Raw genomic sequence first — 24226 nt, forward strand, 5'->3', positions numbered from 1 at the left:
CGGCGGCGTTCCGCAGACACTGACTGCCTAGCGCCGTCCGGGCGGGGTGGCTGACGGGCTGGACGGCGACGGCGACGGTGAGGACGTCGGCTGGGGCGTCGGCTCCGGAGCCGGTGCCTTGGCAACCGTCAGAATCACGGTACTTCCCGGGGCCACATTGGTGCCGAAGGGGAGGCTCTGCAGGATGACCGTCCCCGGCGCCGCGTCGGAGGTTTCGACATATGTCACCTTGGACGTCAGAAGCAATGAGGGATCGGCCAGTGTTGCTTGAGCCAGGTCAACCGGAGAATCTACGAGATTGGGAACGGTTACCAGTCCGGTGGAGACCACGATGACCACTTCGCTGCGCGTGGGGACGGTCTCGCCGATAGCGGGATCGGTGGCGATCACGCGTCCCCGCTCCATGGTGGAGCTGTTGGCCTCGGTCGTGGCCCCGCCCTTAAGCCCGAGCCCGCGAAGCTCATCCCGGGCACCGGACTCTGTCATTCCAACGAGATCCTGGGGAATGGTCACGGCGGATGGTCCCTGCGAGACGTAGAGCGTGATGCCCTCGTCCTTGGCGACATCCGCACCGCCCGCCGGGCTGGTGCGGACGGCCAGGTCCTCGGCCACGCTGTCGCTGTATTCCTCGCTGATGCGGGGCGGCTGGAAGCCGGCACCGATAATCTCGTTCATCGCCTCGGTCTGGGATTTCCCCTCAACCTCGGGAACGGTCGCGGTAACGGGGGCGGGAGGTTCGGCGGTGAGAATGTTCCACCCGACAAATCCGCCGACGGCGAGGACCAGGACGAGCAGGATGCTGAAGACCGTGATCCAGGCCCTCCGCCGCGCCTTTTGCTGGGGGTCGCGGTCACCGGTGGACCCGATGGCCAGAACTGTGCTGTCCTCGTCCTCCCGGGAATGATCATCTTCCGTCAGGAGCGAACCCCCGGCGAGGACCTTGGCCATGGCCCGTGTGCGGGGCTCGTCGTCAGCGGAAACGGTGACGGCAGCCGTGGCCGGTGCCGCCGGACCGCGCACGGGGATCGCCTGCGTGGCAGCGGTGACGGGGCCGCCGTCGCGCGCCGAAAGCAGGGCTTCGCGGAATTCCCGGGCCGTCTGGTAGCGGTGGTCGCGGTCCTTGGCCAACCCGCGTTTCAAGACGTCGTCCAGGGCTGCCGGAACCTCGGGGTTCAGGCTGCTGGCGGTGACGGGCTGTTCACGCACGTGCTGGTAGGCGACGGAGACGGGGCTGTCACCGATGAACGGAGGCCTGCCCGTGAGCAGTTCGAAGAGCAGGCAGGCAGCGGAGTAAAGATCGCTGCGGGCATCCACGGTTTCACCTCTGGCCTGCTCGGGCGAGAGGTACTGCGCCGTGCCGACCACGGCCTGTGTCTGGGTCATGGTGGCGGCTGAATCCGCCATGGCACGCGCGATGCCGAAGTCCATGACCTTCACGCCGCCGTCGGCCGTCACCATGACATTGGCCGGCTTGATATCCCGGTGGACAATCCCCGAGCGGTGGCTGTAATCCAGTGCAGCGAGGACACCGAGGGAATAGTCAATGGCCTCCCCGATGCTGAGTCCCTCCGCCTTGATCAAATCGCGAAGTGTGCGGCCCGGAACATACTCCATCACGATGTACGGCAGCCGCACGTCGTCGCGCGGGGAGGTCGACTCCTGGTCCCCGGTGTCGTATACGGACACTACGGAGGGATGATTCAATCCGGCGACGGCCCGGGCCTCGCGGCGGAAACGGGACTGGAACAGCGGATCCCGGGCCAGATCGGGGCGCAGTACCTTGATGGCCACGGTCCGGCCCAGCCGGATGTCCCGCCCAAGGTAGACGTCGGCCATTCCGCCGCGTCCAATGAGTTCACCTACCTCGTAGCGCCCGTTCAGGACGTTATCGGTGTTGAGGGTGGGCTGCCCTCGAAGGAATTCTGCGCTCATGGTCTCTTAGTTACTGCCTGTAGGGCCGGTCATGCTGGCGCCGCCGGGCTGGCTCAGCTCGGAGCCGGCCCCGGTGCCTGTTCCGGTTCCTGCGCCATTGCTGTTGTCGTTGTTGCCGTTGGTGCCGGCGTTCCCGTTGTTCCCTACATTGCCGTTGTTTCCGTTGTTCCCGGAGTTGCCGTTATTACCCGTGGTGCCGGGAGAGGCAGGCGTTGTGGACGGAGCCGGGGTGGGCTGGGTCGGGGCAGGAGGCGGGCTGGGAACAGCCGGGACAGCTTCAGCAATGTAATAGGTGACGGAAGATCCGCTCGGCAGGGTGGTTCCCTCACCAGGTTCGACCCCTACTACCGTGCCCGGTGCGGCTGAATCGGTCTGCTGGGTGCCGCCGTTGACCGGTACCAGGCCGGCATTGACGATGAGCTGACGTGCGTCGGCTTCCCGCTGTCCGGTCAGGGCAGGAACAGAGACCATTTCCGGTCCGGAGGAGTACGTAATGGTGACGGCATCTCCGCGCTCCAGGGAGCCCGATGGATTGACCTCGATCACGATACCTTCCGGGACATCCGCATCAGCGACCGGCAGCCGCTGGACCTGGAGTCCCAGGGCAACCAGCTCTCCGTACACATCATTGACGGGCCTGCCCGCATAGGCGGCCGAATCGACAACAATTTCGCTGGGCGTCTCTGACGGGGTCTTGGAAGGCGAGGGGCTGCGGGACGGGCTGGCAGCCGACGAACTCGCAGCCGGGGCCGGATCTTCGTCACTTTCGGAGCCCGTGAGGATGAAGAAAGCTACGACGCCGGCCAGGATCAGCAGGAGCAGGGCAATCAGCGGAATCGTCCAGGGGCTCCGGCGCTTTTCCTCCGGAGCATCCCCCGGCCCGACGTCGTCGTAATCGACATCGTCTTCGTCAGTCCACTCACGGGACGCAGCGAGTTCACCCGTGCGGGCGTCGTCTGCGGCCACGGTGGCGCCGGCGACCGTGGGCAGGGCCGACGTCGACGGCGTGGTGTCCACCACGCGGGTAACCGAAGTGCCGGTGGTGGGGACCGGGGCAGTAACCGCACTGGCGGAGGAGCCGAAGAGCAGCATGCCCGGGACGGCTTCCTGCGCGGCATTGATGTCCCCGCGGCGGATGGCGGCGACGGCCAGGGCCAGCGACTCGGCGTCCGCGGGGCGGTCCGCCGGATCCTTGGCCAGCATGGACATGATCAGGGCGCGGACCGGTTCCGGAATGGTCTCAGGCAGCGGCGGAGGCGTGTCGTTGACCTGCGCCAGGGCAATCGCAATCTGGGATTCACCGGAGAACGGACGGCGGCCGGCAAGCAGCTCGTAGCCAATGACACCAAGCGCGTAGATGTCGCTGGAACCCGTAGCCTGCTGTCCCGTTGCCTGTTCCGGAGCCAGGTACTGGGCCGTGCCCATGACCTGTCCGGTGGCGGTCAGCGGTACCTGGTCGGCAAGGCGGGCAATGCCGAAGTCGGTGATCTTGACCTTGCCGTCGGGCATGATGAGCAGGTTGCCCGGCTTCACGTCCCGGTGCACCAGGCCCTGGTTGTGCGCTACGGCCAGCGCCGTGGCGACCTGCCCGATGATGGACAGGGTCCGGTCCGGGGAGAGCACCTTGTCGCGCTCGATGATGGTGGACAGCGGCTGTCCGGGAACGAGTTCCATGACCAGGTAGGCGGAACCGTCCTCTTCGCCGTAGTCAAAGACATTGGCGATCCCGGGATGGTTCAGCAGTGCCGTGTGCCGGGCCTCCGCCCGGAAACGGTTAAGGAAGCCCGGATCCCCGGTGTACTCCTCCTTGAGGATCTTGATGGCAACAATGCGGCCCAGGACCAAGTCCCGTGCCTTCCAGACCTCGCCCATACCGCCGATGGCAATACGGTCGGTCAGCTGGAATCTGCCGCCTAAGGTGATACCCGATGTAGGCCTCACTTGTTCAACACCGCCTCTAGGAGTTTCTGCGCGCTTGGAGTGGTCAATTGGGCACCGGTGGCCAGGTCCACGTCTTCCATGACAACGGAAATGGCGACCTGGGGATCGTCGGCCGGAGCGAAACCGGTGAACCAGGCATTGTCTCCCCGGCCGTCTACCTGGGCCGTGCCGGTCTTGCCGGCCACCTGGAAGCCAGGAACCTGGGCGGACTTGGCCGAGCCGTTGTCTACGACGCCGACCATCCACTCGGTGAGCTGGCGGGCTGTGTCGGGGCTGATGGAAGTGTTCAGTTCAGTGGGTTTCGGTTCGTCAATCACGGACAGATCAGGAGCGCGGACGCTGCGGATCAGGTTGGGGGTCATCTGTACGCCGTTGTTCGCGATCGCCGCGGAGATCATGGCGACTTCCAGCGGGGTGGCGGTCACGCTGCCCTGGCCGATGGAGGCGAGGGCCAGCTGGGCCTCGTCCTCGTTGTCGGGGAAGTGGCTCGCCACGACCTCGTTGGGGATGGCCAACGGGGTGTCGAAGCCGAACTTCTTGGCCTGCGCCGCAATATTGTCCTGCCCGAGGTCCAGCGCCACCTGCGCGAAGACCGTATTGCAGGACCACGCAAGAGCAAAGGCGAAATCCGCCTCGGACCGGGCAGAACAGGCGCCCGTGGTGAAGTTCGGGAGCGAGATGTTGGTTCCGGGCAGCGGCAGCTCGGGCGGATTCGGAATCACCGAGTCGGCGTCATACTTGCCGGACTCCAGCGCCGCCGCCGTGTCGATGAGCTTGAAGACCGATCCGGGAGCCAGCAGCGACTGGGTGGCCGGGTTCAGGTAGGGAGACAGTCCCGGCGTGGAAGTCAGTGCATCCATATTGGCTCCGAGCAGTGCGGTGTCATGCCCGGCCAGGAGATTGGTGTCGTAGCTGGGCTTGGACACCATGGCAAGGATGTCACCGGTCTTGGGATCCATCATCACAATGGTTCCACGCTGTCCGTCCGGAATGAGGTCGTAGGCCAGCTGCTGCAGCTCCGGGTCGATCGTCAGTTCCACCGAAGCGCCCTGGCTCTGGGCACCGGAGAAGAGGGCGACCAGCTTGTCGTAGAACTGCTGGGAGCTGTTGCCGGACAACTCGGCATTCATGTTCATTTCCAGCTGGGTGGTCCCGTTCAGGTTGAAGAACCCGGTCAGGTGCGAATACAGCTCGGGGCTGTTGTAGACCCGCTGGTAATTGAACTCGTCATTCGAGGGGACGGACTCAGCGATGGCCTTGCCATCGACCAGGATGGAGCCGCGGGGTTCCCCGAAGTCGCGGTAAATGCCCCGGTTGTTGTTCGGGTTGGTGTTGAGTTTGTCGGCGGCAAAAAACTGCACATACGTCAGCGAACCGAGAATGAGCACGAACATTGCCAGGGCCACTACCCAGCTGTTACGGATGGCCTGGTTCATTCGTCTCCTTCCTTAGTGGAACGCCGGGAACGTGCGGTAGCGCCGGACCGGGATTCGGACATGGCCGGAACCATGTCGGTGGACAGCGGACCGGTAGGCGTGGGCCTGCGGGCAGCATCGGAGATCATGAGCAGGAGCGCCACGATGATCCAGTTGGCCAGCAGCGACGATCCGCCTGCGGACATAAACGGGGTGGTCAGGCCGGTCAACGGGATCAGCCGCGTCACGCCGCCGATCACCACGAAGCACTGCAGGGCGATGATGAACGACAATCCGCATGCCAGGAGCTTGCCGAAACCATCCCTGGTGCCCAGGGCGGCGCGGAAGCCGCGGGACACCAGCAGGACGTACATCAGGACAATCGCAAAGATGCCGATCAGGCCCAGTTCCTCGCCGAGGGCGGCAATAATCATATCGCTGTTCGCGAAGGTCACCAGATCCGGGCGGCCCTGTCCCAGGCCGGTGCCGACAAGCCCGCCGCTGGCCAGGCCGAAGAGGCCCTGCACCACCTGGTAGCTGCCGCCGACCCCGTTGTAGACCTCCGGATCGAAAGCGTTCAGCCAGCCGTGGATGCGCCGCTGCAGGTGGCTGAACAGCTGGAGGGCGACGAATCCGCCCGCCGCCAGCAGGCCCAAGCCGATCAGCACCCAGCTCACGCGGCTTGTGGCGACGTAGATCATGGCCATGAACAGGCCGAAGAAGAGGATGGACGAACCAAGGTCCCGCTGGAACACCAGCACGCCGATGCTGACAAGCCAGGCAACGACCATGGGGCCCATGTCCTGCATACGCGGGAACTGCAGCGGCCCCACTTTCCTGCCGGCGAGCAGAATGAGGTCACGGTTGGTGGATAGATACCCGGCGAAGAATATGGCCAGGGTGATCTTGGCGATTTCACCGGGCTGGAAAGTCCCGATGCCCACGTTGATCCAGATTCGCGCGCCGTTGATTTCCTGCCCCAGACCCGGCATCAGCGGAAGCAGCAGGAGGATGGCGCTGACTATCAGGGAGATGTAGGTGTAGCGGCGCAGGATCCGGTGGTCCTTGATGATGAACAGCACGGCGATTCCGGCCGCCACGGCTACGGTGCTCCACAGGAGCTGCCGGTCCGCCGCATCGTCGCCGTTGGTGATGTCCAGCCGGTGGATCATGGCCAACCCGATGCCGTTGAGCGCCGTGACGATCGGAAGTATTACCGGATCGGCATACTTGGCGCGGAAGCGCAGCACGAGGTGGAAGACGATTACCAGGGCCATCAGGGTGCCACCCTGGACCCAGAAGTCCGAATCGAAGGCGCGGTCCTCGTCGAGGCCGACAATCATGTTCGCGCCGACCCCTACCAGCAGGGCAACGAGGAGCAGGAGCGCTTCGATGTTGCGGCGCGGCTTAGGCACGGTCTGGATGTCCGACACTACCGCTCACCTCCGCAGGCATTGTTCTGTTCGGTTCCCGGCGCAGACGTCGCACCCGGCGTAGGTGCTGCGGTCGGGGAAGGGGTGTCGGCCGGAGGGCACAGCACTGCCTTGGCAGTGTCGCGCAGCTCGCTGACAATTTCCCCGGCATGCTCCAGGTCCCGGGCCGGAAGGGTGTCCTCCACCCGGTTGCGGTGATACTCGGAGAGGCTGTCCACCGGAATATCGGAAATATCGGTGACGTGCGAGAGCTGGATAGGTCCAACCGTCTGGGAGACACCGTTGTAGATTGCAACCCGGTTGTCATAGGACCCCACGTAGTAGCGGGTCTGTGTCCAGGTGTAGCCCAGCCACACCACGACGACCAGCAGGAGGGCGACGACGGTCAGGAAGGCGGGCAGCAGCCAGCGCTTCCAGCCGGCACGGGGCGAATCCCCGTCTTCCTGCTGCGGCTGCTCGGTTCCCGCCTTGTGGGTCAGCATGCGGGCAGCCCGGCGTTCAGCCGACCGCTTGGTGACGATGGGGATCTCGCCGGTCTCGGTAGCCAGCGAGGCAGCACCAACCAATACGTGGGGGCGGGAGGAGAGGTCCTGGCGGATCAGGGCCGCGCGTTCCCGCTCGCTCTCGGGGTCTTCGGAGGCGGGGGCGGCCTCTGCCTCGGGTGCATCTTCCAGCGCGGGCGGTGCCGCAGCGGTCACAGCTGAGGTGCGGGGGCCGTGGTCGCGGGAGGGCACTTCGGAGAGCCGCGCAGTGGCGGGTACGGAGCCGGCGTCGGGATCTTCGGTGATTTCGATGACCGCCACCGTGACATTGTCCGGAGAACCGCCGGCCAGGGTCAGCTCAACCAGGGTGTCCACGCATTCCTGCAGGTCCTGGGTGGAACTGAGGACTCCCTCAATGTCGGAGTCCCGCAGAACCGCCGTAAGCCCGTCGGAACACAGCAGCCAGCGTTCTCCCGGCTCCACGTCGAAGGTAGCCAGATCCAGTTCCGGGCTGGCGTCGACGTCCCCGAGCACACGCATCAGCACGTTCTTGTGCGGGTGTACTTCAGCCTCTTCAGGCCGCAGCCGGCCTTCGTCGATCAGCCGCTGTACGAAGGTGTGGTCAATGCTGATCTGTTCGAACCGGCCGTCTTTGAGCCGGTAGGCACGGGAATCACCGATATGCGCCAGTGCCAGGCGCTGCTCGTGCAGCAGCAGTGCCGTGACCGTGGTTCCCATGCCGGAGAGCTGCGGGCTGGTGGTCACCAGTTCGGACAGAAGCGAATTTGCCGCCTGGATTTCATCGGCAAGGACCGTCAGGGGTTCGTCCTCGTAGACAGGACTGTCCAAATGGACCAGATCGAGCACGGTGGAGGCGGAGGCGACGTTGCCCCCGGCATGTCCGCCCATGCCGTCGGCAACCACGGCGAGGTAACGGCCTACGTAGGCGGAATCGTCATTCTTGAAACGAACCATGCCGACATCGGACCGTGCTGCATATCGAAGAACCAGGGCCACCGTCAGGGCCTCAATTCAATGACCGTCTTACCGATGCGGATGGGTACACCGGGTTCGACGGGCAGCGCCCGGGTGAGTTGGCTTCCGCCAAGGTAGGTTCCGTTGGTGGAGCCGAGGTCCTCAACGAACCAGCGGCTGCCCTGGGGGAAGAGCCGGGCATGGCGGCCGGAGGCGTAATCGTCTTCCAGGACGAGCGTTGCCTCCTGCGCGCGGCCGAGGAGGATGGGGCTGGCGGACAACTCCAGAGTGGTGCCGCGCAGCGGGCCTTCTGTGACGACCAGTTCGCGGGGCGTCACCTTGCTGGGAGCCGGTGCCCGCTTTTCAAGGGTCGGGTCCTTACGGATCTGGCGCGCCGTGGGGGTTCCGGTCCGGTTACGGCTGCCGACGGTGAGGTCGCGCCGGATGGCGCCTACCACGCTGATGACCATGATCCACAGCAGGATCAGGAAGCCGTAGCGCAGGAGCGTTTCGGTTAATTCGCTGAGCACTAACGTCCCCCGGTCCGGACGGGCAGCAGCCGAAAGACAATTCGGGTGCGCCCCATGGCAATGGTGGATCCGTCGGTAAGCACTGCTTCACCTTGAACTTTCTGGCCGTTGACGAAGCTGCCGTTGGTGGAGCCCAGATCGATGGCGCGGCTGGCCCCGTTCTCGGTGCGGATCTCCAGGTGACGGCGGGAAACTCCTGTGTCGTCCACGAGGATGTCGGCTTCTGAGGAGCGTCCCAGGACCACGGACGGCGCGTTGAGGGTGTAACGCTGGCCGTCTACATCCAGGACGGGCTGCATCCGGGCCGAGGGTCCCTGCCGCGGCGCCGGGGGAGAGGGGACCCGGGACTGTGCCGAAGAGGCCTTCTCGGTGGACGAATCCACTTCGAGTACCCCTGCTTTAAGGGACGAATCCCGGGTGAAAGAGACCCGGACCGGGCCTTGGAGTGTGTAGGACTGGCTGCGGGCGTGCTTGATGACGACGTCGCAGAGTTCTTCAGCCAGCGGCGCGCCCCACTTCTGCGCCTGGGTGAAGTCTGAATTGGAAAGCCGCACCGTAAAGACATTTGGTGCCAGGGTACGGCCCTGGCCCAGGACCATGGATCGCTGGTCGAGTTCCCTGCGGAGTGCGATGGCAAGTTCCAGGGGTTCAACACGGCCGGACGAACCGGATGAGAAAGCACCGCGGACGATCTTTTCGATTCCGCGTTCGACATTGTCGAGTAAGCCCATGTCCGTCTCCTTCCGTGTCCTGTCCGATGAATTGCGGCGTCCGCTGCATCTGCCCCCGGCACCGCGGTGCGGGCGGAAATGCCCGCCGGGACTGGTGGAGGACTGGTTCCGGCAGGGCACAGGTACATGCGTCCACTCCGATACTACTGGTGAGCACAGATAAATGTCTTACCGCGGTCCCGAGCGTCCCCCGCGCCGCAGGATGCCGATCTGCGGCAGGAAGGCGGAGCAGGGAGGCCCCGGCGGGGCCACGGATGCAGGCCGGTTTTCCCTGTAAAACCGCGGGTTTCGAGCGGGTTTAGAAGCCGTTTAGGTGTTTGGCCCAAATGCCGGTATGCTTGATTCTGCTGTTCCCGAGGAAACGGAACGGATCACCGCAGTACATGGTCAGCTAGGACCGCTGAGGTTATCCACACAAGTTCTCCACGGGAAACCATTTATGCGCGAGTGGCGGAACGGCAGACGCGCTGGCTTCAGGTGCCAGTGTCCGAAAGGGCGTGGGGGTTCAAATCCCCCCTCGCGCACATAGATAAAGCAGAACCCCGGTCACATGGCCGGGGTTCTTCTTTTTGTCCGAAAGACCTGCCGCTCAGCTCGCAGGCACATCGGGGCCGGACAACCCCCGGCAGGACAACCCCCGGCAGGACAAGAGGGACCGTGCAGTGACTGCGCGGTCCCTCTCTTTTACAGGTCCTGTGTGTACCGGACGGCTGCTTTAGGCGCCTGCGGCCTTTTTCGCTTCAGCTTCCTTTACCCGCTGGGCTTCGGCACGAACGGCAGCAAAGCTGGCGCGTTCTTCCACCAGCCATGCCGGCGGCTCGGCCAGCAGTGCCTTGATTTCTTCGGTGGTCAGCGCTTCGGTCACGCCGGCGCGGGTCAGGCCGCCGATCGAGACGTTGAGTTTCTGCGCCACGACGGGGCGCGGGTGCGGGCCGTTGCGGCGCAGTTCGTTGAGCCACTCGGGGGGATTGGACTGCAGTTCGTCGAACTGGGCCCGCGAAATAGGCCCGTCCTGGAAGTCCTGCGGCGCTGCAGGCAGGTAGATGCCCAGTTTCTTGGCTGCCGTGGCAGGCTTCATGGATTGGGGAGATTTCTCGGTGCTCATATTCCAAGGGTATCCGCCAGACGGGCCCCCGCCCTGTGGGCTAAGGTGTTCTGATGCCCACAGACACATCAGCACCCCTGCAGGGGTCGACGTCGCGGCCGCTGACCGTGGCCTACGTACCGGGCGTGACGCCGGGCAAATGGATTACCCGCTGGCGGGAACGGCAGAACCAGGAACTGCGCACTTTCCAGTGCGAGGAACCCGCAGCCCTGGAGGAACTTGCCTCCGGCCGGGCGGATCTGGCCTTTATCCGCATTCCTGCCGAAGGTTTTGCACGCCCGGACGGCGTGAACATGATTCCCCTTTATGAAGAGCAGCCGGTGGCCGCTGCCTCAAAGGAGCACCCACTGGCTGCCTTCGACGCAGTTGAGCTGGCTGACCTCGACGGCGAAACGATCCTGGACATCGACGAGATGGGAGGAGCACCAGTCGCGCTGGAAGTCGCGGCGGCCGGCAGCGGCATTGTGATCCTGCCCATGTCCGTAGCCCGTCTGTACTCCCGGAAGGACATTGAAGCGCGGCCGGTGAACGGCGTTCCGGCAACACGGATCGGCATTGCCTGGCTGCAGGATCGGGACGAGCCCGACATCGAAGAGTTCGTCGGCGTGGTGCGGGGACGGACCGCGAACAGCTCCCGCCAGCCCTCCATCCAGGCCGAACAGAAGTCTTCGGCGAAAAAGCGCACCAAGGAACGCCAGACGCGAAGCGGGCCCAAACCGGCCACGAAGTCAGGCGGCCGTCCAGGGGGCAAGGCCAAGGGTGGCGGCAAGGGCGGGAAACCACGCCGCAGCCGGTAGGCCACCACCCTTCCGGCACGGCTGACACCGCCCGGAGCCGGGGGTACCCTTTGGCGGGGATCCGGGGCTGCTGCGCGAGCCCAGCGACAATCCGGTTGCCGAAGCCTACCGGTCGGGGCCGTATCGGGAACGGCTGCCTGTCCTGGTCCTCGGGGTTCCCGATGTGCAGTGCAGGCCGAGTACGAGAGGATCAGGGGGTTAGGCGTCCAGTTCCTCGGGGAGCCGACCCTGGATTCGACGGGCGCGCAGGCCGTTTTCGACGACAGCTGCGGCAATTACCTCCAGCTTCACCAGGACTAAAGCGAGGGCCAATCGAGATGCTGCGCCGGCGCTGCCCCGGCCGCCTTTTCACCGCTTAGGAGTACCCCGAAAGGGAAACTCCCACGGTGTCTTGCTGTGTCATTGGGTCCGGAACAAACCCGTGGGATAGATTTTGCTCTTGCAGATGGAGGGTGAGGGCCACCCTGCTACGACAAGGGGGGGTAAAAATGAGCGAGGACACTTTTCTCGCCTTGATCCTGATCCCGTTCGGGGTGCTGGTTATGGTTCCCGGGCTGCTGGTCTACAACGGACGGTTCCGGCACTACCGGAAGGGCCTGAATACCATGTGGACCGGGGAACCGGCCCTCGCCAGCGCCTATCTCGGTGCTGCCCTTGCCGGCATCCCCGTCATGGGCATGGTGATCAGGTCTGACAACTTGCAGATGTTCGGCCTGTTGTTAGTCCCCGCTGTTTTCCTGTCCCTGGCCATCGGGATACTTGGAAACCTCTGGATGCCGCGTTTTATGAAACCTCGCTGGATCAAGGAGGCGGACGATGCCGCCAAGCGGCAGCGGCGGGTCGCAAAGGCCCTGGCCAGCACCCGCTAGCGCTCCCCCAGCCGCGGCCGCAGGCGGGATTCCTCCAAATCCAGCAGGCGCTGTGCCTCCGCAAGGGTCCGCGAAGCAAAACGTCCCTCCCGGCGGGCCAGGAGCAACTGGTCCCGTTCGGCCTCGACGACGGCGCGGCGCAGCGCCCGGTACTGGAGCTGCGGCGTCGGCTCCTCGTTGGCCCCGAGCGCCCGCACCCGCTCCCAGGCGAGCTCGCTGCGCAGGAAGGTGCTCTGCCGCACCCTTTCCACGACATCCGGGTCCACCTCCTGAGCCACGTCCAGGCATTCTTTGGGCTGCTCCAGGACCGTGAGTCCGGCACCGCTGAGCTCGTCGAGCAGCCTGGCCAGCTCGCGCTGGTCCGTGGCCACATCCCTGCCCTGGACGCCCAGGACGCGGATCAGCCACGGGAGGGTGAGGCCCTGCAGCAGCAGGGTTGCCACGGCGACGGTGAAGGCGATCAGTACCAGCTGCTCGTGATACGGGGTCTGCTCCGGCAGGGACTGGGCCGCGGCCAGGGTCACCACGCCGCGCATGCCGGACCAGGAAATCACCATGCCGCCGCGCCAGCCCAGACCTTCGCGGTTCAGCTGTTCGACGTCGGCCCGGCGCCGCAGGTAGAGCAGCTCGGCCCGCCGGTGCCGCCGGCGCTGCCGCTCATCCTTCAGCCCGCGCGCCTTGATCCGGTCCAGGCCGAGCCGGAACCGCTTGGTCCGCCGGGCCTGATGCCGGACCTTCAGCCGCAGCAGGTAGATCAGCGGCGTCACCCACGCGAAGCGCAGCAGGATCAGCAGCATAGTGGTGGCAAGACCGATGAGCACTGCATCGAGGACAGGAAGAAGACTGGTGTCGACGTTCTCCACCAGATGGCGCAATTCCAGCCCCATCAGCAGGAACACGCCGTTTTCCAGCAGGAACTGGATGGTCCGCCAGTTGATGCTGTCATTGATCCGGGCCTGCGCCGTGAACGCGGACGCGCTTCGGTGCCCGGTGTACAGCCCTGCAACCACCACGGCGAGCACACCGGATGCCCCGGCTTCCTCCGCCGGAATGAAGGCAAGGAACGGGACCACGAAGGAGATTGCGGTGTCCAGCACCGGATCGGAGAGTTTTGACCGGACGAAGACGGTGGCCGCGCCTACCAGCAGGCCAACGAGAACGGCAACGACGACGGCGAAACCGAAGTCGCCGATGCCGGCCCAGATGCTGGACAAGCCGCCGGCAGAAGCTGCGACGGCGGAGCGCAGCAGCACCAGGGCGGTGGCATCGTTGACCAGGCCTTCGCCTTCGAGCACCGTGACCAGGCGCGGAGGCAGGCCCAGCTTCTTTCCGATTGAGGTGGCCGCAACGGCGTCGGGCGGGCTGACGACGGCGCCCAGGGCCACCGCGGCGGCGAAGTTCAGGTCCGGCAGCAGCAGGTAGAGAAGCAGGCCCGTGGAGAAGGCGGAGAAAAGCACGAGGAAGACGGAGAGCGAGGAGATCGCGCCGATGTTCCGTCGGAAGTCCACCACGGGGACATTCACCGCCGCGGCGTAGAGCAGCGGGGGCAGCACACCCATCAGGATCCACTCGTGCGGAACCGAGAACTCAGGGACGCCCGGCGTGTAGGACAACGCCAGGCCCACCACCACCAGGATCAGTGGTGCAGCTATCCCAAGACGCCTGGAGAAGGCAGCTACGGTGACAATGACGGCAACGCCCGCCACGGAAACAAGACCCAATTCCACATATCAACATTAGCCCCGCTGCGGTGGCGGTCGCTGGCGGAGGGTCGGGTCAGGAGTAGGGGGACCAGCCGGTCAGGGCGGTCATGCCGTCTATGGTGACACCGAAAATCGCGTAGATGGTCACCGGCACCATCAACGCCCACTCCCGCCAGGATCCGGCCGCGCCGATCAGCGGCAGAGAGAAGGCCCCGCTGCTCCGCCAGAGCTTGCTGACCACTGGAAAGCGGACGAGCGAACGCGGCCGTTTGATCCGAAGCGGCCACAGGATCATGACCCCTTGATGGGTGAGGAGGTCGCCGACAATATGGACCGCCACGCCCAGCCCTACCGCAACGGGCAGCCAGTCGTTGTTTTCCGGGGCATACACGGCAATGAACGCCGAGAAAGCCAGGGCAAGGAACCAGCTGCGGGCCGGACCGCCGGCTATCTTCAGCGCCTTGAAGGCGAATCCCATCAGCAGCACGGACAGGATCCCCGCCCCCAGCGCTACGGAGCCGAAGACGGGTACGTCGGTGGTGATCCTGCCCAGCGCCGTCGCCAGTGCCACGAACACGGCCAGGCCGAGCAGGGAATGCGTGCCTCGGCGGTGCCCGCCGCTGACGGTTTCCGTCATGCGGGCGAGGATTTTCGTGATCGGCGGAAGGGAATGCGCAATGGTGCCGCTGTGATGATCGAGGTCCGGCAGCAGCGCCGCTCCGGCCGTCAACAGGGCGCCGGTGACGACGCCGAGCGGCGTCACCGGATACCAGCCGAAGGCGTGCGGAGCGGTGGATGCGACGGCTACCCAGGCCGCGGCGCCGCTAGCGGCATGGTGGCCACCCATCATGGTTGAAAAGTCCTTCCAGAGGGCGGTGCAGGCGCCGAAGAGTTTAGTGCAGCTATCTATTTTTCCACGGTTTCCTGCAGCCGGCGTTCACTCCGGACCGGCGGCGTCAGCGGTCAGGCGGCGGCGAACCCCAGATGGTAGAGAATGGCGTCCACGATTTCGGTCGGGGTATTTGTAATCTCGATCTTGAGGCCTGCCTCATCCGCGGACAGCGGCTCCAGGGTGTTCAACTGCGAGGGGAGAAGCGACGGGGGCATGAAGTGTCCGCTGCGTGTTTTCATGCGTTCGGCAAGCAGTTCCCTGTCTCCGTCCAGATGTACGAAGGTGACCGCTCCCGGCGCCTGGGCAAGGACGTTTCGGTAAGTGCGTTTCAAGGCCGAACAGGTGACGATGGTGGAACGGCTGTTGGCTTCCTGTATGCCCATCCAGTCGCGGATGGCGTGGAGCCACGGCCACCGGTCGTCGTCATCGAGCGGGACGCCGGCGGACATCTTGGCGATGTTGGCTGCGGGATGGAACTCGTCCGCTTCGGCAGCGATCCAGCCGAGGCGTTTGGAGAGCAGGTTGGCGACGGTGGTTTTGCCCGAGCCGGCAACGCCCATGATGACGAGGTGCTGTGCAGTGGGGGACATTCAATCTCCTTGGGGACGCCATTGTCAGGGTGTGGACCGGCTTGCCGCTCGGTGGCATAAAGGTATCACCAACGCAGTGGGAATTCCCCGGACCAACGGCTTGGGCAAAGAACTGGACTGCAGAGGGCCAAGGGGCGGACGCTAGGCTGGAGCAGGTTCCTGGTAGGAGAACCGCTGACCAAATAGCCGCTTCTCTATATGCACTTTGGAGAATATAGCGCCTGAACCCCGGAAAGACGCGAATTATGAGTGAATCCGCCGGCGCGCCGGCTGCGGTCCTGAATGCCCGGATCATCGAAACGCTGGGCCGGGACATTGCCTCTGGCGTGCTCGCACCGGGGGATCGGCTGACGCTCGAAGGGCTCCAGCAGGAGTTTGGTGTTTCCCGCACCGTGGTCCGCGACTGCATGCGGATCCTGGAGTCCATGAACCTGGTGTACTCCAAGCGACGGGTCGGCATAGTGGTGCAGAAACCCGAGGTGTGGAATGTGTTCGATCCACGCGTGATCAAATGGCGGCTTGCCGGACCCGGCCGGGCCGAACAATTCCGGACGCTGACCGAGCTGAGGGTGGGAGTGGAGCCGGTGGCGGCGGCTGCTGCCGCCCGGAACGCCGCGCCGGATGAACGCGCCCGGCTGGTGGAGCTGGCCGAAGCGCTCAGGAGGCTCGGGGAAGCAGGGGACCTGGACGCGTTCCTGCAGACCGATGTCGAATTCCATACGTTGCTGCTGCGTGCCAGCGGCAACGACATGTTCGCTTCCCTGCAGGACGTGGTCGCCGAGGTGCTCGCCGGCCGCACCCATCAGGGACTGATGCCGCCGCATCCGACCGAGGAGGGTCTGCGGGGGCATCTGCTGGTGGCTGAAGCCGTTGCCGCGGGGGACGGTTCCGCTGCACTGGCTCATATGACCAATCTGCTGGAAGAGGTGCGGCAGGCCGTCGTCGGCTAGCCAGCGCACCCCCGGGCACGGGCCCGGCCGCGCCTGGAAAACCCCCGTAGACAGCAAATGCCGGCGTACCCCGCGGAACGGGGCACACCGGCAAGGGAAGCTAAGCAGTCCTAGCGGGTCGGCTCCATGTTGCTGTCTTCGGGGGTGACCACCGAGGCGGTGGCGGAGATGTTCTCGGCGTCGACCATCCAGGCGTACTGCTCCAGCTTGGCAATGAAGCCGTGCAGGATATCCGCGGTGGTCGGGTCTTCTTCGTCGACCTGATCATGGACGTCGCGCATCGTCTTGACGACGGCGTCGAGCATGGCGACCACGTGCGTTACGGTGTCGCGGGTGTCCACCAGGCCGGCGGGGAACGGGGGCAGGCTGGTGCCGTTGGCCACCGCGACGCTGCGGCCGTCCGGCACTGCGCGGAGCGCGCGCATGCGTTCGGCCAGTTCATCGGCGAAGATGCGTGCATCGTCAATGATCTCGTCAAGCTGCAGGTGCAGATCCCGGAAGTTCTTTCCCACCACGTTCCAGTGGGCCTGCTTGCCCTGCAGGTGCAGTTCGATCATGTCCACCAGGACGGCCTGCAGATTTGTGGCCAGCTCTTCAGATGCCTTCATGTTTTCCTCCAATGTTGACGAAAAATGAGTACTGAATGCACCCTCCGAAGAGTCCGGTACTGCGTCCGGACACGGTCCGGATCCGGGGCTTCGGCGGATGGATTGTTCCCCAGCCTAACCCCGGGGCACTGCCCGTGCCAGAATGGCCCGGCTCCCGGGGAAGCTACTATAAGCAACCTTACTTCCAGTTGAAGTGCCTTGTCCTCCTGTGTACGGTGAGGAAATCGGGGCTCGTGGGAACGGGCCCGGCCAGACGCAGGATTCGCACTACCGGAGGGACCAGATGACCACCGTAGAAGAGTCAATCAACGTTTCAGTACCCGTCACCACTGCCTACAACCAGTGGACGCAGTTCGAGTCCTTCCCGCATTTCATGGGCGGCGTAGTCTCCATCACGCAGCTTTCGGACACCACCACCCACTGGGTGACGAAGGTGGCCGGAGTCGAGCGGGAGTTTGACACCGTAATTACCGAACAGCATCCGGATGAGCGGGTTGCCTGGAAGAGCACGGACGGAAAGTCCCATGCGGGCGTCGTGACGTTCCACCGTCTGGGCGATTCCGAGACCCGGGTGACTGTCCAGCTGGACTGGGATCCCGAAAACTTCCTCGAAAAGCTCGGTTCCGTGGTCGGTGCCGATGACCGTCAGGTGAAGTCGGATCTGGCACGCTTCAAGGAGTTTATTGAAAGCCGCGGTTCCGAGACGGGCTCGTGGCGGGGCAACGTGGATGCCCCGGGCAACGCCGCAACCGGTGCATCCGGCACGGCTGCAACCGGGCCCACCTCGACCGACACGGAGCGGCTTGCCGCTCCTCCCGAGGCGGATCCGGCGATGGATGACCCGGAGTCGGGCGGCCCCCGGGCGGGCTTGTAGCTCCACCGGCTTTTTAACCACGAACTGCGGATGCCGCCAAGGCATCCGCAGTTCGTGGTTAAGGGAGGCTCAGGCGGGATCGAGGTCCTTTACTGCCGGTCCTTCAAGCAGGGTTCCCGTGGCGCTGAAACGGGAGCCGTGCAGCGGGCAGTCCCAGGACTGCTCGGCGTCGTTCCAGTTCAGGACGCCTTTCAAATGCGGGCAGACGGCCGACGCCCGGCTGGTTTTGCCGGCCACCGTGCAGGTTCCCACCGGCTTCCCGTGCTCCCGCGAGACCACGCCCTGCCCCTCCGGCGGTGCCGCTTCGGCGCTGTTGGCCAGGCCGGCAGCCCAGCCGGTGAGCATCGAAAGCCCCACCTCGGCGTTGTCCTTCAGGGTGGACGCGGCATCCAGCGGGGCCACCCGCGGCTTATACAGTTCCCGGGCCCACGGATTCTCTCCGCCGAGAATCTCCGCGCTCAGGGCCAGCGAAGCCGCAACGGCATTGGTCATGCCCCACTTGTTGTAGCCGGTGGCGGCGTAGATGTGGGCACCCATCAGCGGCAGCTGGCCTACGTACGGCAGGCTGCCTGCCGGCGAGTAGTCCTGGGCGGACCAGGCATAACTGGCAGCGCTTCCCACCGCGAAGTTCTCCACGGTCCAGTCCACCAGGTCATCCACCAGTTCCTGGGTGTGCTTCTTCCGTCCGACCGTGTGCCCGTTGCCGCCGGCCAGCAGGTAGGAGATGCCGTTGGACTCCGCGGTCCGCAGCGAGCGGGTGGGTGAGTCAACGGAGAGGTACATTCCCTGCGGCACCGCGCCGGTCACCGGCAGGGCGACGGCGTAGGAACGCTCCGGCTTCAGGACCGCGAAGTAGCCGCCGCGGTCCAGGATCGGGATGCCCGTGGCGAGCACCAGATGCCGGGCGCCCACCTCACCGTGGTTGGTAAGGACCTTGATGCCGTTGCCGTCCTCGTGGCGGGCACCGGTCACCCGCACCCCTTCGATGAGGCTGCCGCCGTGGGCACGGAAATCCTGGGCCAGGCCGGCGAGCACGGTCAACGGGTGGATCTGGGCCTGGTCCCGAAGCCGCAGCGCGCCGGTGGTTTCAAATGGCAGCTCCGTATCCGTGGTGAACTCGACGTCGAGTCCGGCCGCGGAAGCCGCCTCCTGTTCCTTCCGCAGGCTCTTGAGCCCCTGCGCGGTCGTGGCGTAGGTGTAGGCATCCCGAAGCTCGTAGCCGATACCGTTCTCGTCGCAGAAGCGCAGCAGCCAGCTTTGCCCCTGGCGGTTGGCTTCGACATACTGGCGGGCGATTTCCGCATTGTGGTGCGACGTGATGCTGGACAGCTGCGTCCCCTGCAGCAGGGAGACCTTGGCGGTGGTGTTGCCGGTGGAGACGGCCCCCACCGTACGGGCTTCCAGGACGGCCACGCGCTGTCCGCTGCGGGCCAGCAGCGCCGCCGTGGTCAGACCGGTGAGACCGGCGCCGACCACCACGGTGTCGTAGGACGCCCCGGGGTCGAAGGGATCAGTGGATATAACGGGCGCGGTATCGAGCCATAGAGATTTCAAGTTATCCTTCCCGCCAAACAGACGAAGTGATGTGGGAGCCGGCCTGCGGTCCCATCTGGAGCATGCCGCCGTCGACGGCCCAGGAGGCACCGGTGACGTAGGACGACGCCGGTGAAGCCAGGAACGCAACGACGTCGGCGATTTCGGCGGCGTAGCCGGGCCGGCCGAGGGGAATCCCGGGACGGTCCTCCGCCCTCGGATCGGAATCCGTCTGACCGGTCATGGGCGTGGCGATTTCTCCGGGGGCCACCGCATTGGCGGTTATCCCGTAGCTTCCCAGCTCCAGCGCAATGGTCTTCATCAGCCCGCCCAGGCCGTGCTTGGACGCGGTGTACGCGGCGGCACCCACCCGGGGCTGATGTTCGTGGACGCTGGTGACTGCGATCAGCCGGCCGCCGTTGCCAGCCGCGACCATGCGCTGCGCGGCCCGCTGCAGGCAGACAAACGCGCCGCTGAGGTTGGTGTCCATCGTGTTCCGCCACGCGTCATAGGTCAGGTCCAGGAACTTCTGCCCGTCACCGGTCCCGGAGTTGTTGACGAACACGTCCAGACCGCCCAGCTCCTCCGCCAGGGAATCCACCACCGCCGCGCAGGCCGGCAGATCGGTGGTGTCCAGACGGGCGACGACGGCGGTACGGCCGTGCGAGCGGACCTCCGCCGCGGTGTCCTCGGCGCCCTGTTCGTCGGAATGCCAGGTGATGCCTACATCCATTCCGGCCTTCGCCAGCGCTACCGCTGTGGCACGGCCGATGCCGGAATCCGATCCGGTGACTATTGCCCTTCCAGGCGAAAACACCATTGGTACCCCCTCGTCGAAAGTCAGTATGCTTCCCACCTTGCCCCAATCGTGCAAGAGTTTAAAGTCCTGATCACCTAATCCTCCCGGCCCGGCCTTCCGGTGCTTGCGGAGCAGAGGAGTCATCATGGCATACTCCAGTTACAGTTCAGGCGGCCTTACCTCCCGGCGGACCAATGCGCAGAAAGCAGCCATGGTTTTCGGGATTGTTTTCCTGCTGATCGGCGTCCTGGGGTTCATTCCCGGGGCCACCATCAATTACGGCCAGCTGTACTTCTCCGGTTACGCCTCCGAGGCCGCACTGCTGGGAATCTTCCAGGTGTCGATACTGCATAACGTTGTCCATATGCTGCTGGGATTCGCCGGGCTTGCCATGGCGAGAAAGCATTCCTCGGCCAGGCTCTACCTGCTGGGCGGGGGCATTCTCTATGCCCTGCTCTTCATCTACGGGCTGCTCATCCCGCTGGAATCAGACGCCAACTTCGTCCCGTTCAACACGGCGGACAACTGGCTGCACGCGGTCCTGGCCGTGGTTATGATCCTGCTGGGCGTTTTCCTTGGCCGGCAGAGCGAACCGAGCTCCTACCGGAGCAACCCGAATCCCGGTGAAGGGTCAATTCCCAACTAGGTTTCCGCGGGATGCCTGCCCCGGTTAGCGTGGAAGCATGGACACACAGGAGATTCAGCACCGGATCCAGGAACTCGTCGAGAAGGAGCAGGCCCTGCGCGAGGTGGATCCCGCTGCAGAGCCGGAAAAACATGCCGCAGAGCTGCGCCGGATAGAGGAACAGATCGACCAGTACTGGGATCTGCTCCGCCAGAGGCGCGCCAAGGCCGACGCCGGGCAGGACCCGGACGAGGCGCAGGAGCGCCCCGTGGGCGAAGTCGAGGGCTACCGCCAGTAGGGTTCCGGCCCCGCATTGACCGCCCGTCCGCTAGGACCGGCTGCTGCCGCCGGCCTTGCTGTCCGCTGCCGCCGGGTCCTCCCCGCCGGTCACCTGCCGCAGCAGCGTGGCCGCACCGACGCTGCGGCGGAACCGGCTGTCCCCCCGGAAGGTTTCCCCGAGGGCCCAGAGAATCAGGCAGCCTTTGCTGAGGCTCTTCAAAAGTTCGGCGTTCCGCGGCGTCAGCGCCATCATCGACGCCGCGCCGAACACCCCCCAGCCGATGAGCGGCCCGTTGGGCACCTTAAAGATTGTCTGCCGGCCGAACTGATCCGTGAAGAAATTGCGAGATGCCATGGTGTCTAGGCGCCTTTCCGGGTTTTAGCGGTGCTCTTTGAAGCCGCAGTCCTGGACTTGGCCGGGGCCTTCTTGGCGCCGTCGTCGTCCTCTTCGTCCTTGGACTTGGACTTGGACTTGGAATCCTTGGTTCCGGCCCCGGCCTTGGCTCCGCGGTTCTTCTCCACGCTGCGGCGCAGGGCCTCCATGAGGTCCAGGACCTTGCCGCCCTCATCCTCCTCGGATTCTGCACCGAAGGTTTCCTCCGTGTCGAGCGAATCCCCCTGTTCAAGCTTCGCGTCGATGAGGGTTTTCAGCTGTTCCTGGTAGTCGTCGGTGAACTCGGAAGGGTCGAAGTCGCCGCTGAAGGAATCCACGAGGGCCGCAGACATTTCCAGCTCTTTGGCGGAGATCCGCACCTTTTCATCCAGCGAGGGGAAGCTGGCCTCCCGGACCTCGTCCTCCCACAGCAGCGTCTGCAGGGTCAGCACATCACCGCGTACCCGCAGTGCGCCCAGCCGGCTCTTCTGCCGGAGCGAGAACTGCACCACGGCCGTGCGGTCGGTGTCCTCAAGGGTGCGGCGCAGCAGGACGTAGGATTTTGTCGACTTGGAGTCCGGCTCAAGGTAGTACGTGCGGTCAAACAGGATGGGGTCCACCTGCTCGCTGGGCACGAATTCCACGACGTCGATTTCCCGGCTTTTCTCCACGGGCAGGGAGGCCAGATCCTCGTCGGTGAGGACGACTGTCTGTTCGCCGTCGTCGTAGGCCTTGGCAATGTCCTTGTATTCCACCACCTCGCCGCAGATCTCGCAGCGGCGCTGGTAGCGGATGCGCCCGCCGTCCTTGCCGTGCACCTGGTGAAGGCTGACGTCGTGGTCCTCGGTGGCGGCATAGACCTTGACCGGCACGTTGACCAGCCCAAACGCAATGGCGCCTTTCCAGATCGCTCTCATGTAGTCCAGTGAACACTAACTTCCGGTTCCGTTGCCAGAGCCGGGTTTCCCTGCGCGTGCCTCCCGCAGATGGTCCCACAGCAGCCGGTACACCCTTGGATCGTCAAAATAGGCGGTGTGGGATTCCGGAAAAGGTTCGCCGGAGTCCACCTCGCTGTCGGTCACGTTCACCTCCCGGCCCGCGAAAACACGTTCCGCGCAGAAGGAAAGCAGGTCACGCTCGTCCCAGAAGTTCAGCCAGGGGACGGCCGGACCCGTGCCGGCGCGGACCGGTCCCAGATAGGCAAGGGCGTCGAGGAGGTAAAACCACGGGGCGGGGGAGCCCACGGTCACCAGCAGATCCACCCTGGAACCAGCTGCATCGGGGGAACTGAGCAGGTCAACGGCTGCCACCGAGCCGAGGCTGTGGCCAAACAGCACCACCGGAGCGTCCTGGTCCGTGCCGTGAAGGGTGTCGGCAATGCGGGCACGGGCTGCAGGACCGTGGCGCAGATAGAAGGCGATCTTGCCGAAAAAACCTCCGGCCGCGTCGGTCAGGCGGATCCGGTGCCGGATTCCCGTATCCGTGAGCACCCCCAGAACCAGGTCCTGCAGCGTTTCCCCCAGGAACGCGGCGTCCGGCCTGGCAGGCGGAGCACCGGCGGAGGCTGCCCGCTTCAGCGGATCCGCCGCACCCAGATCCATGCCGAAGAGCGCCAGCGCCAGGGAAGCATCGGATACCCCCGGCGGATCGTCGGCGACATACCGCGGGGGCAGAGCCGGGACAAAACTGACGTCATCGGGCGCGGCTGCTGCCCAGTCAACGGCCAGCACCCGGTAATCGGACAGCCCCGGCACCCCGGCAACCTGCTCCCGGATCTTGTCCGCGAGCCCGGGGTTGGGCCGGCCGGTTCCAGGCAGGAAAACCAGGGTTCCGGGCTTTTCGGGCGGTCCGAGGGGGACGGGCTCCACGGCTGCCTCCTTCATTGCGGCGGCACCTTCACCGACCGTTGATGCAGTGGTTTAGGCGCAATAGGGACACTTTCACATGCCGCCGTTCCGGCCGCCAGCGAGGGGAGGGACGGACAGAGCCCCGCCGGCATGGAATCCGGCCCGGGACGCCGGCGCGGGTATCAGCGGGGAACGGCAGCGACGGGGCTAAAGACGCGGGTCTGCATAATCACGTCACCCGGCCCCTGCAGATCAACCACCAGGCCTTCCCCGCTCTTGATCGAGTTAAGGATGCCTGCCGACTTGCGGGTCCTCATCTGGACGCTCGACTCCCAGCCGACAAGGTGGCCGGTGTCCAGGGTGAACCCCTCACCTGCTTTCAGGGAGATAACATCCAAGGCACCATACGAGGAAACCAGTAGGTTCCCCTGGCCGTTGACCCTCAGGACAATCAATCCCGACCCCGAGAACATGCCGTTCAGTGAGGCATCCGGGCCCACATCAAGGTTTCCGTCATTCGCCAGCCAGGCTCCCTTCGTCAAGCGGAACCCCGTGGCGTTGTCCACACCGACGGAAACCACGTCTCCGACGCTGTTGGAAATCACATCGACCCACCCGCCATGGGCGGGGGCGGTGAACACGGTGGTGTGGAAGCTCTCCCCACCCATCATTTTTCCCAGGCCCTTCATAAAGCCGCCGTCAGCCTTTGCAGTAAGCGTCACTCCGAAGGAATGAGCCATCATTGCTCCCGGCTGCACTTTTATTGCCTCGTGCGGTGCAAGAAAGCAACGGGCTACGGCGTAGGCCGGGCTGTGACGGATGTCTACTTTCACGATTACCTCTTAGATAGGGGATTTACTGGTCTGAGCTGCGAATATAACTGCCCGAACCCCAAGTGTCGGGTTCCGCGGACCGGCGCGCCCGCACAATTGCCTCCGGCAAG

The 24226-nt window shown here is 65.0% G+C and carries 23 protein-coding genes, 1 tRNA gene and 1 pseudogene; 7 read left to right on the forward strand and 18 right to left on the reverse strand.

Annotated features, from left to right (window positions below; all coding sequences use genetic code 11):
* Positions 1–27 precede the first annotated feature (27 nt).
* From pknB to N2K95_RS00125, 7 genes are read right to left on the reverse strand one after another with little or no spacing between them, the layout of a single operon-like run.
* Positions 28–1932 carry a Stk1 family PASTA domain-containing Ser/Thr kinase gene (gene pknB / locus N2K95_RS00095; RefSeq protein ID WP_260652402.1) on the reverse strand — a complete coding sequence of 635 codons (1905 nt, stop codon included), beginning with the start codon at positions 1930–1932 and terminating at the stop codon, positions 28–30.
* 6 nt (positions 1933–1938) lie between these two features.
* The gene (locus tag N2K95_RS00100) at positions 1939–3873 is read right to left on the reverse strand and encodes a protein kinase domain-containing protein (RefSeq protein ID WP_260652403.1); all 1935 of its coding nucleotides are present in this window, start codon (positions 3871–3873) and stop codon (positions 1939–1941) included.
* Entirely contained in the window at positions 3870–5309 is a 1440-nt protein-coding gene (locus N2K95_RS00105) for a peptidoglycan D,D-transpeptidase FtsI family protein (protein ID WP_260652404.1), read from the reverse strand. The genes N2K95_RS00100 and N2K95_RS00105 overlap by 4 nt, the downstream gene beginning before the upstream one ends.
* A complete protein-coding gene (locus N2K95_RS00110) occupies positions 5306–6721 on the reverse strand; it encodes an FtsW/RodA/SpoVE family cell cycle protein (protein ID WP_260652405.1) in 1416 nt (471 codons plus the stop codon). Before N2K95_RS00110 ends, N2K95_RS00105 begins: the two co-directional genes overlap by 4 nt.
* Positions 6721–8178: a PP2C family protein-serine/threonine phosphatase gene (locus N2K95_RS00115; RefSeq protein WP_260652406.1), complete on the reverse strand. Its 1458-nt coding sequence runs from the start codon at positions 8176–8178 to the stop codon at positions 6721–6723. Before N2K95_RS00115 ends, N2K95_RS00110 begins: the two co-directional genes overlap by 1 nt.
* Before the next feature lie 44 nt (positions 8179–8222).
* Positions 8223–8648 carry an FHA domain-containing protein FhaB/FipA gene (locus tag N2K95_RS00120; RefSeq protein WP_255791526.1) on the reverse strand — a complete coding sequence of 142 codons (426 nt, stop codon included), beginning with the start codon at positions 8646–8648 and terminating at the stop codon, positions 8223–8225.
* 59 nt (positions 8649–8707) lie between these two features.
* Complete coding sequence (locus N2K95_RS00125; RefSeq protein ID WP_255791331.1) at positions 8708–9439, reverse strand: FhaA domain-containing protein; 732 nt, start codon at positions 9437–9439, stop codon at positions 8708–8710.
* A gap of 441 nt (positions 9440–9880) precedes the next feature.
* Between N2K95_RS00125 and N2K95_RS00130 the strand changes: the two genes are divergently transcribed.
* A tRNA-Leu gene (locus N2K95_RS00130) sits at positions 9881–9963 on the forward strand.
* 191 nt (positions 9964–10154) lie between these two features.
* Here the strand turns inward: N2K95_RS00130 and N2K95_RS00135 are convergent.
* Positions 10155–10517, reverse strand: a complete 363-nt coding sequence (locus N2K95_RS00135; RefSeq protein WP_255791527.1) for a DUF5997 family protein — start codon at positions 10515–10517, stop codon at positions 10155–10157.
* Between the two features lie 80 nt (positions 10518–10597).
* On the opposite strand from N2K95_RS00135, the gene N2K95_RS00140 reads away from it, so the two are divergent.
* Together N2K95_RS00140 and N2K95_RS00145 are read left to right on the forward strand one after the other, a co-directional pair.
* Complete coding sequence (locus N2K95_RS00140; protein WP_260652407.1) at positions 10598–11341, forward strand: LysR family transcriptional regulator substrate-binding protein; 744 nt, start codon at positions 10598–10600, stop codon at positions 11339–11341.
* Between the two features lie 488 nt (positions 11342–11829).
* Complete coding sequence (locus tag N2K95_RS00145; protein ID WP_260652408.1) at positions 11830–12210, forward strand: hypothetical protein; 381 nt, start codon at positions 11830–11832, stop codon at positions 12208–12210.
* On the opposite strand, the gene N2K95_RS00150 is transcribed toward N2K95_RS00145, so the two are convergent.
* From N2K95_RS00150 to N2K95_RS00160, 3 genes are all read right to left on the reverse strand, one after another.
* Positions 12207–13937 carry a cation:proton antiporter gene (locus N2K95_RS00150; RefSeq protein WP_260652409.1) on the reverse strand — a complete coding sequence of 577 codons (1731 nt, stop codon included), beginning with the start codon at positions 13935–13937 and terminating at the stop codon, positions 12207–12209. The genes N2K95_RS00145 and N2K95_RS00150 overlap by 4 nt on opposite strands.
* A gap of 49 nt (positions 13938–13986) precedes the next feature.
* Positions 13987–14763 carry a metal-dependent hydrolase gene (locus tag N2K95_RS00155; protein ID WP_255791335.1) on the reverse strand — a complete coding sequence of 259 codons (777 nt, stop codon included), beginning with the start codon at positions 14761–14763 and terminating at the stop codon, positions 13987–13989.
* Between the two features lie 113 nt (positions 14764–14876).
* Positions 14877–15395: a gluconokinase gene (locus N2K95_RS00160; protein ID WP_260652410.1), complete on the reverse strand. Its 519-nt coding sequence runs from the start codon at positions 15393–15395 to the stop codon at positions 14877–14879.
* Positions 15396–15640: 245 nt separating this feature from the next.
* Here N2K95_RS00160 and N2K95_RS00165 point away from each other — a divergent pair, with 245 nt between their 5' ends.
* Positions 15641–16345 (forward strand): FadR/GntR family transcriptional regulator, encoded by a 705-nt coding sequence (locus N2K95_RS00165; RefSeq protein ID WP_260652411.1) that lies wholly within the window; start codon positions 15641–15643, stop codon positions 16343–16345.
* Positions 16346–16455: 110 nt separating this feature from the next.
* Here the strand turns inward: N2K95_RS00165 and N2K95_RS00170 are convergent, their stop codons facing one another.
* Positions 16456–16953, reverse strand: coding sequence for a Dps family protein (locus N2K95_RS00170; RefSeq protein WP_255791338.1), 498 nt, complete (start codon positions 16951–16953; stop codon positions 16456–16458).
* 283 nt (positions 16954–17236) lie between these two features.
* Here N2K95_RS00170 and N2K95_RS00175 point away from each other — a divergent pair.
* Positions 17237–17680: pseudogene (locus tag N2K95_RS00175) on the forward strand (SRPBCC family protein); the annotation flags it as partial.
* A 216-nt stretch (positions 17681–17896) separates the two neighbouring features.
* Here the strand turns inward: N2K95_RS00175 and N2K95_RS00180 are convergent.
* Entirely contained in the window at positions 17897–19381 is a 1485-nt protein-coding gene (locus N2K95_RS00180; RefSeq protein ID WP_260652412.1) for an FAD-dependent oxidoreductase, read from the reverse strand.
* Between the two features lies 1 nt (position 19382).
* Entirely contained in the window at positions 19383–20180 is a 798-nt protein-coding gene (locus tag N2K95_RS00185; protein WP_260652413.1) for an SDR family oxidoreductase, read from the reverse strand.
* A 124-nt stretch (positions 20181–20304) separates the two neighbouring features.
* Between N2K95_RS00185 and N2K95_RS00190 the strand changes: the two genes are divergently transcribed.
* The gene (locus tag N2K95_RS00190) at positions 20305–20805 is read left to right on the forward strand and encodes a DUF4383 domain-containing protein (RefSeq protein WP_260652414.1); all 501 of its coding nucleotides are present in this window, start codon (positions 20305–20307) and stop codon (positions 20803–20805) included.
* Positions 20806–20842: 37 nt separating this feature from the next.
* Complete coding sequence (locus tag N2K95_RS00195; RefSeq protein WP_255791343.1) at positions 20843–21082, forward strand: DUF2630 family protein; 240 nt, start codon at positions 20843–20845, stop codon at positions 21080–21082.
* A gap of 30 nt (positions 21083–21112) precedes the next feature.
* On the opposite strand, the gene N2K95_RS00200 is transcribed toward N2K95_RS00195, so the two are convergent.
* The 4 genes from N2K95_RS00200 to N2K95_RS00215 form a co-directional block, all read right to left on the reverse strand.
* Entirely contained in the window at positions 21113–21418 is a 306-nt protein-coding gene (locus N2K95_RS00200; RefSeq protein ID WP_260652415.1) for a hypothetical protein, read from the reverse strand.
* Between the two features lie 5 nt (positions 21419–21423).
* The gene (gene ku / locus N2K95_RS00205) at positions 21424–22353 is read right to left on the reverse strand and encodes a non-homologous end joining protein Ku (protein WP_260652416.1); all 930 of its coding nucleotides are present in this window, start codon (positions 22351–22353) and stop codon (positions 21424–21426) included.
* A gap of 15 nt (positions 22354–22368) precedes the next feature.
* The gene (locus N2K95_RS00210; RefSeq protein WP_260652417.1) at positions 22369–23304 is read right to left on the reverse strand and encodes an alpha/beta hydrolase family protein; all 936 of its coding nucleotides are present in this window, start codon (positions 23302–23304) and stop codon (positions 22369–22371) included.
* A gap of 161 nt (positions 23305–23465) precedes the next feature.
* Positions 23466–24116, reverse strand: coding sequence for a TIGR00266 family protein (locus N2K95_RS00215; protein WP_260652418.1), 651 nt, complete (start codon positions 24114–24116; stop codon positions 23466–23468).
* Between the last annotated feature and the right edge of the window lie 110 nt (positions 24117–24226).

Source organism: Arthrobacter zhaoxinii, from assembly GCF_025244925.1.
Classification (GTDB): domain Bacteria; phylum Actinomycetota; class Actinomycetes; order Actinomycetales; family Micrococcaceae; genus Arthrobacter_B; species Arthrobacter_B zhaoxinii.

Bases quoted from the DNA above. Each gene is read 5' to 3' on its own strand.
- pknB (WP_260652402.1), bottom strand. From the start codon at position 1,932: ATGAGCGCAGAATTCCTTCGAGGGCAGCCCACCCTCAACACCGATAAC.
- N2K95_RS00105 (WP_260652404.1), bottom strand. From the start codon at position 5,309: ATGAACCAGGCCATCCGTAACAGCTGGGTAGTGGCCCTGGCAATGTTC.
- N2K95_RS00115 (WP_260652406.1), bottom strand. From the start codon at position 8,178: ATGGTTCGTTTCAAGAATGACGATTCCGCCTACGTAGGCCGTTACCTC.
- N2K95_RS00120 (WP_255791526.1), bottom strand. From the start codon at position 8,648: ATGGTCATCAGCGTGGTAGGCGCCATCCGGCGCGACCTCACCGTCGGC.
- N2K95_RS00125 (WP_255791331.1), bottom strand. From the start codon at position 9,439: ATGGGCTTACTCGACAATGTCGAACGCGGAATCGAAAAGATCGTCCGC.
- N2K95_RS00135 (WP_255791527.1), bottom strand. From the start codon at position 10,517: ATGAAGCCTGCCACGGCAGCCAAGAAACTGGGCATCTACCTGCCTGCA.
- N2K95_RS00140 (WP_260652407.1), top strand. From the start codon at position 10,598: ATGCCCACAGACACATCAGCACCCCTGCAGGGGTCGACGTCGCGGCCG.
- N2K95_RS00145 (WP_260652408.1), top strand. From the start codon at position 11,830: ATGAGCGAGGACACTTTTCTCGCCTTGATCCTGATCCCGTTCGGGGTG.
- N2K95_RS00155 (WP_255791335.1), bottom strand. From the start codon at position 14,763: ATGATGGGTGGCCACCATGCCGCTAGCGGCGCCGCGGCCTGGGTAGCC.
- N2K95_RS00160 (WP_260652410.1), bottom strand. From the start codon at position 15,395: ATGTCCCCCACTGCACAGCACCTCGTCATCATGGGCGTTGCCGGCTCG.
- N2K95_RS00165 (WP_260652411.1), top strand. From the start codon at position 15,641: ATGAGTGAATCCGCCGGCGCGCCGGCTGCGGTCCTGAATGCCCGGATC.
- N2K95_RS00170 (WP_255791338.1), bottom strand. From the start codon at position 16,953: ATGAAGGCATCTGAAGAGCTGGCCACAAATCTGCAGGCCGTCCTGGTG.
- N2K95_RS00185 (WP_260652413.1), bottom strand. From the start codon at position 20,180: ATGGTGTTTTCGCCTGGAAGGGCAATAGTCACCGGATCGGATTCCGGC.
- N2K95_RS00190 (WP_260652414.1), top strand. From the start codon at position 20,305: ATGGCATACTCCAGTTACAGTTCAGGCGGCCTTACCTCCCGGCGGACC.
- N2K95_RS00195 (WP_255791343.1), top strand. From the start codon at position 20,843: ATGGACACACAGGAGATTCAGCACCGGATCCAGGAACTCGTCGAGAAG.
- N2K95_RS00200 (WP_260652415.1), bottom strand. From the start codon at position 21,418: ATGGCATCTCGCAATTTCTTCACGGATCAGTTCGGCCGGCAGACAATC.
- ku (WP_260652416.1), bottom strand. From the start codon at position 22,353: ATGAGAGCGATCTGGAAAGGCGCCATTGCGTTTGGGCTGGTCAACGTG.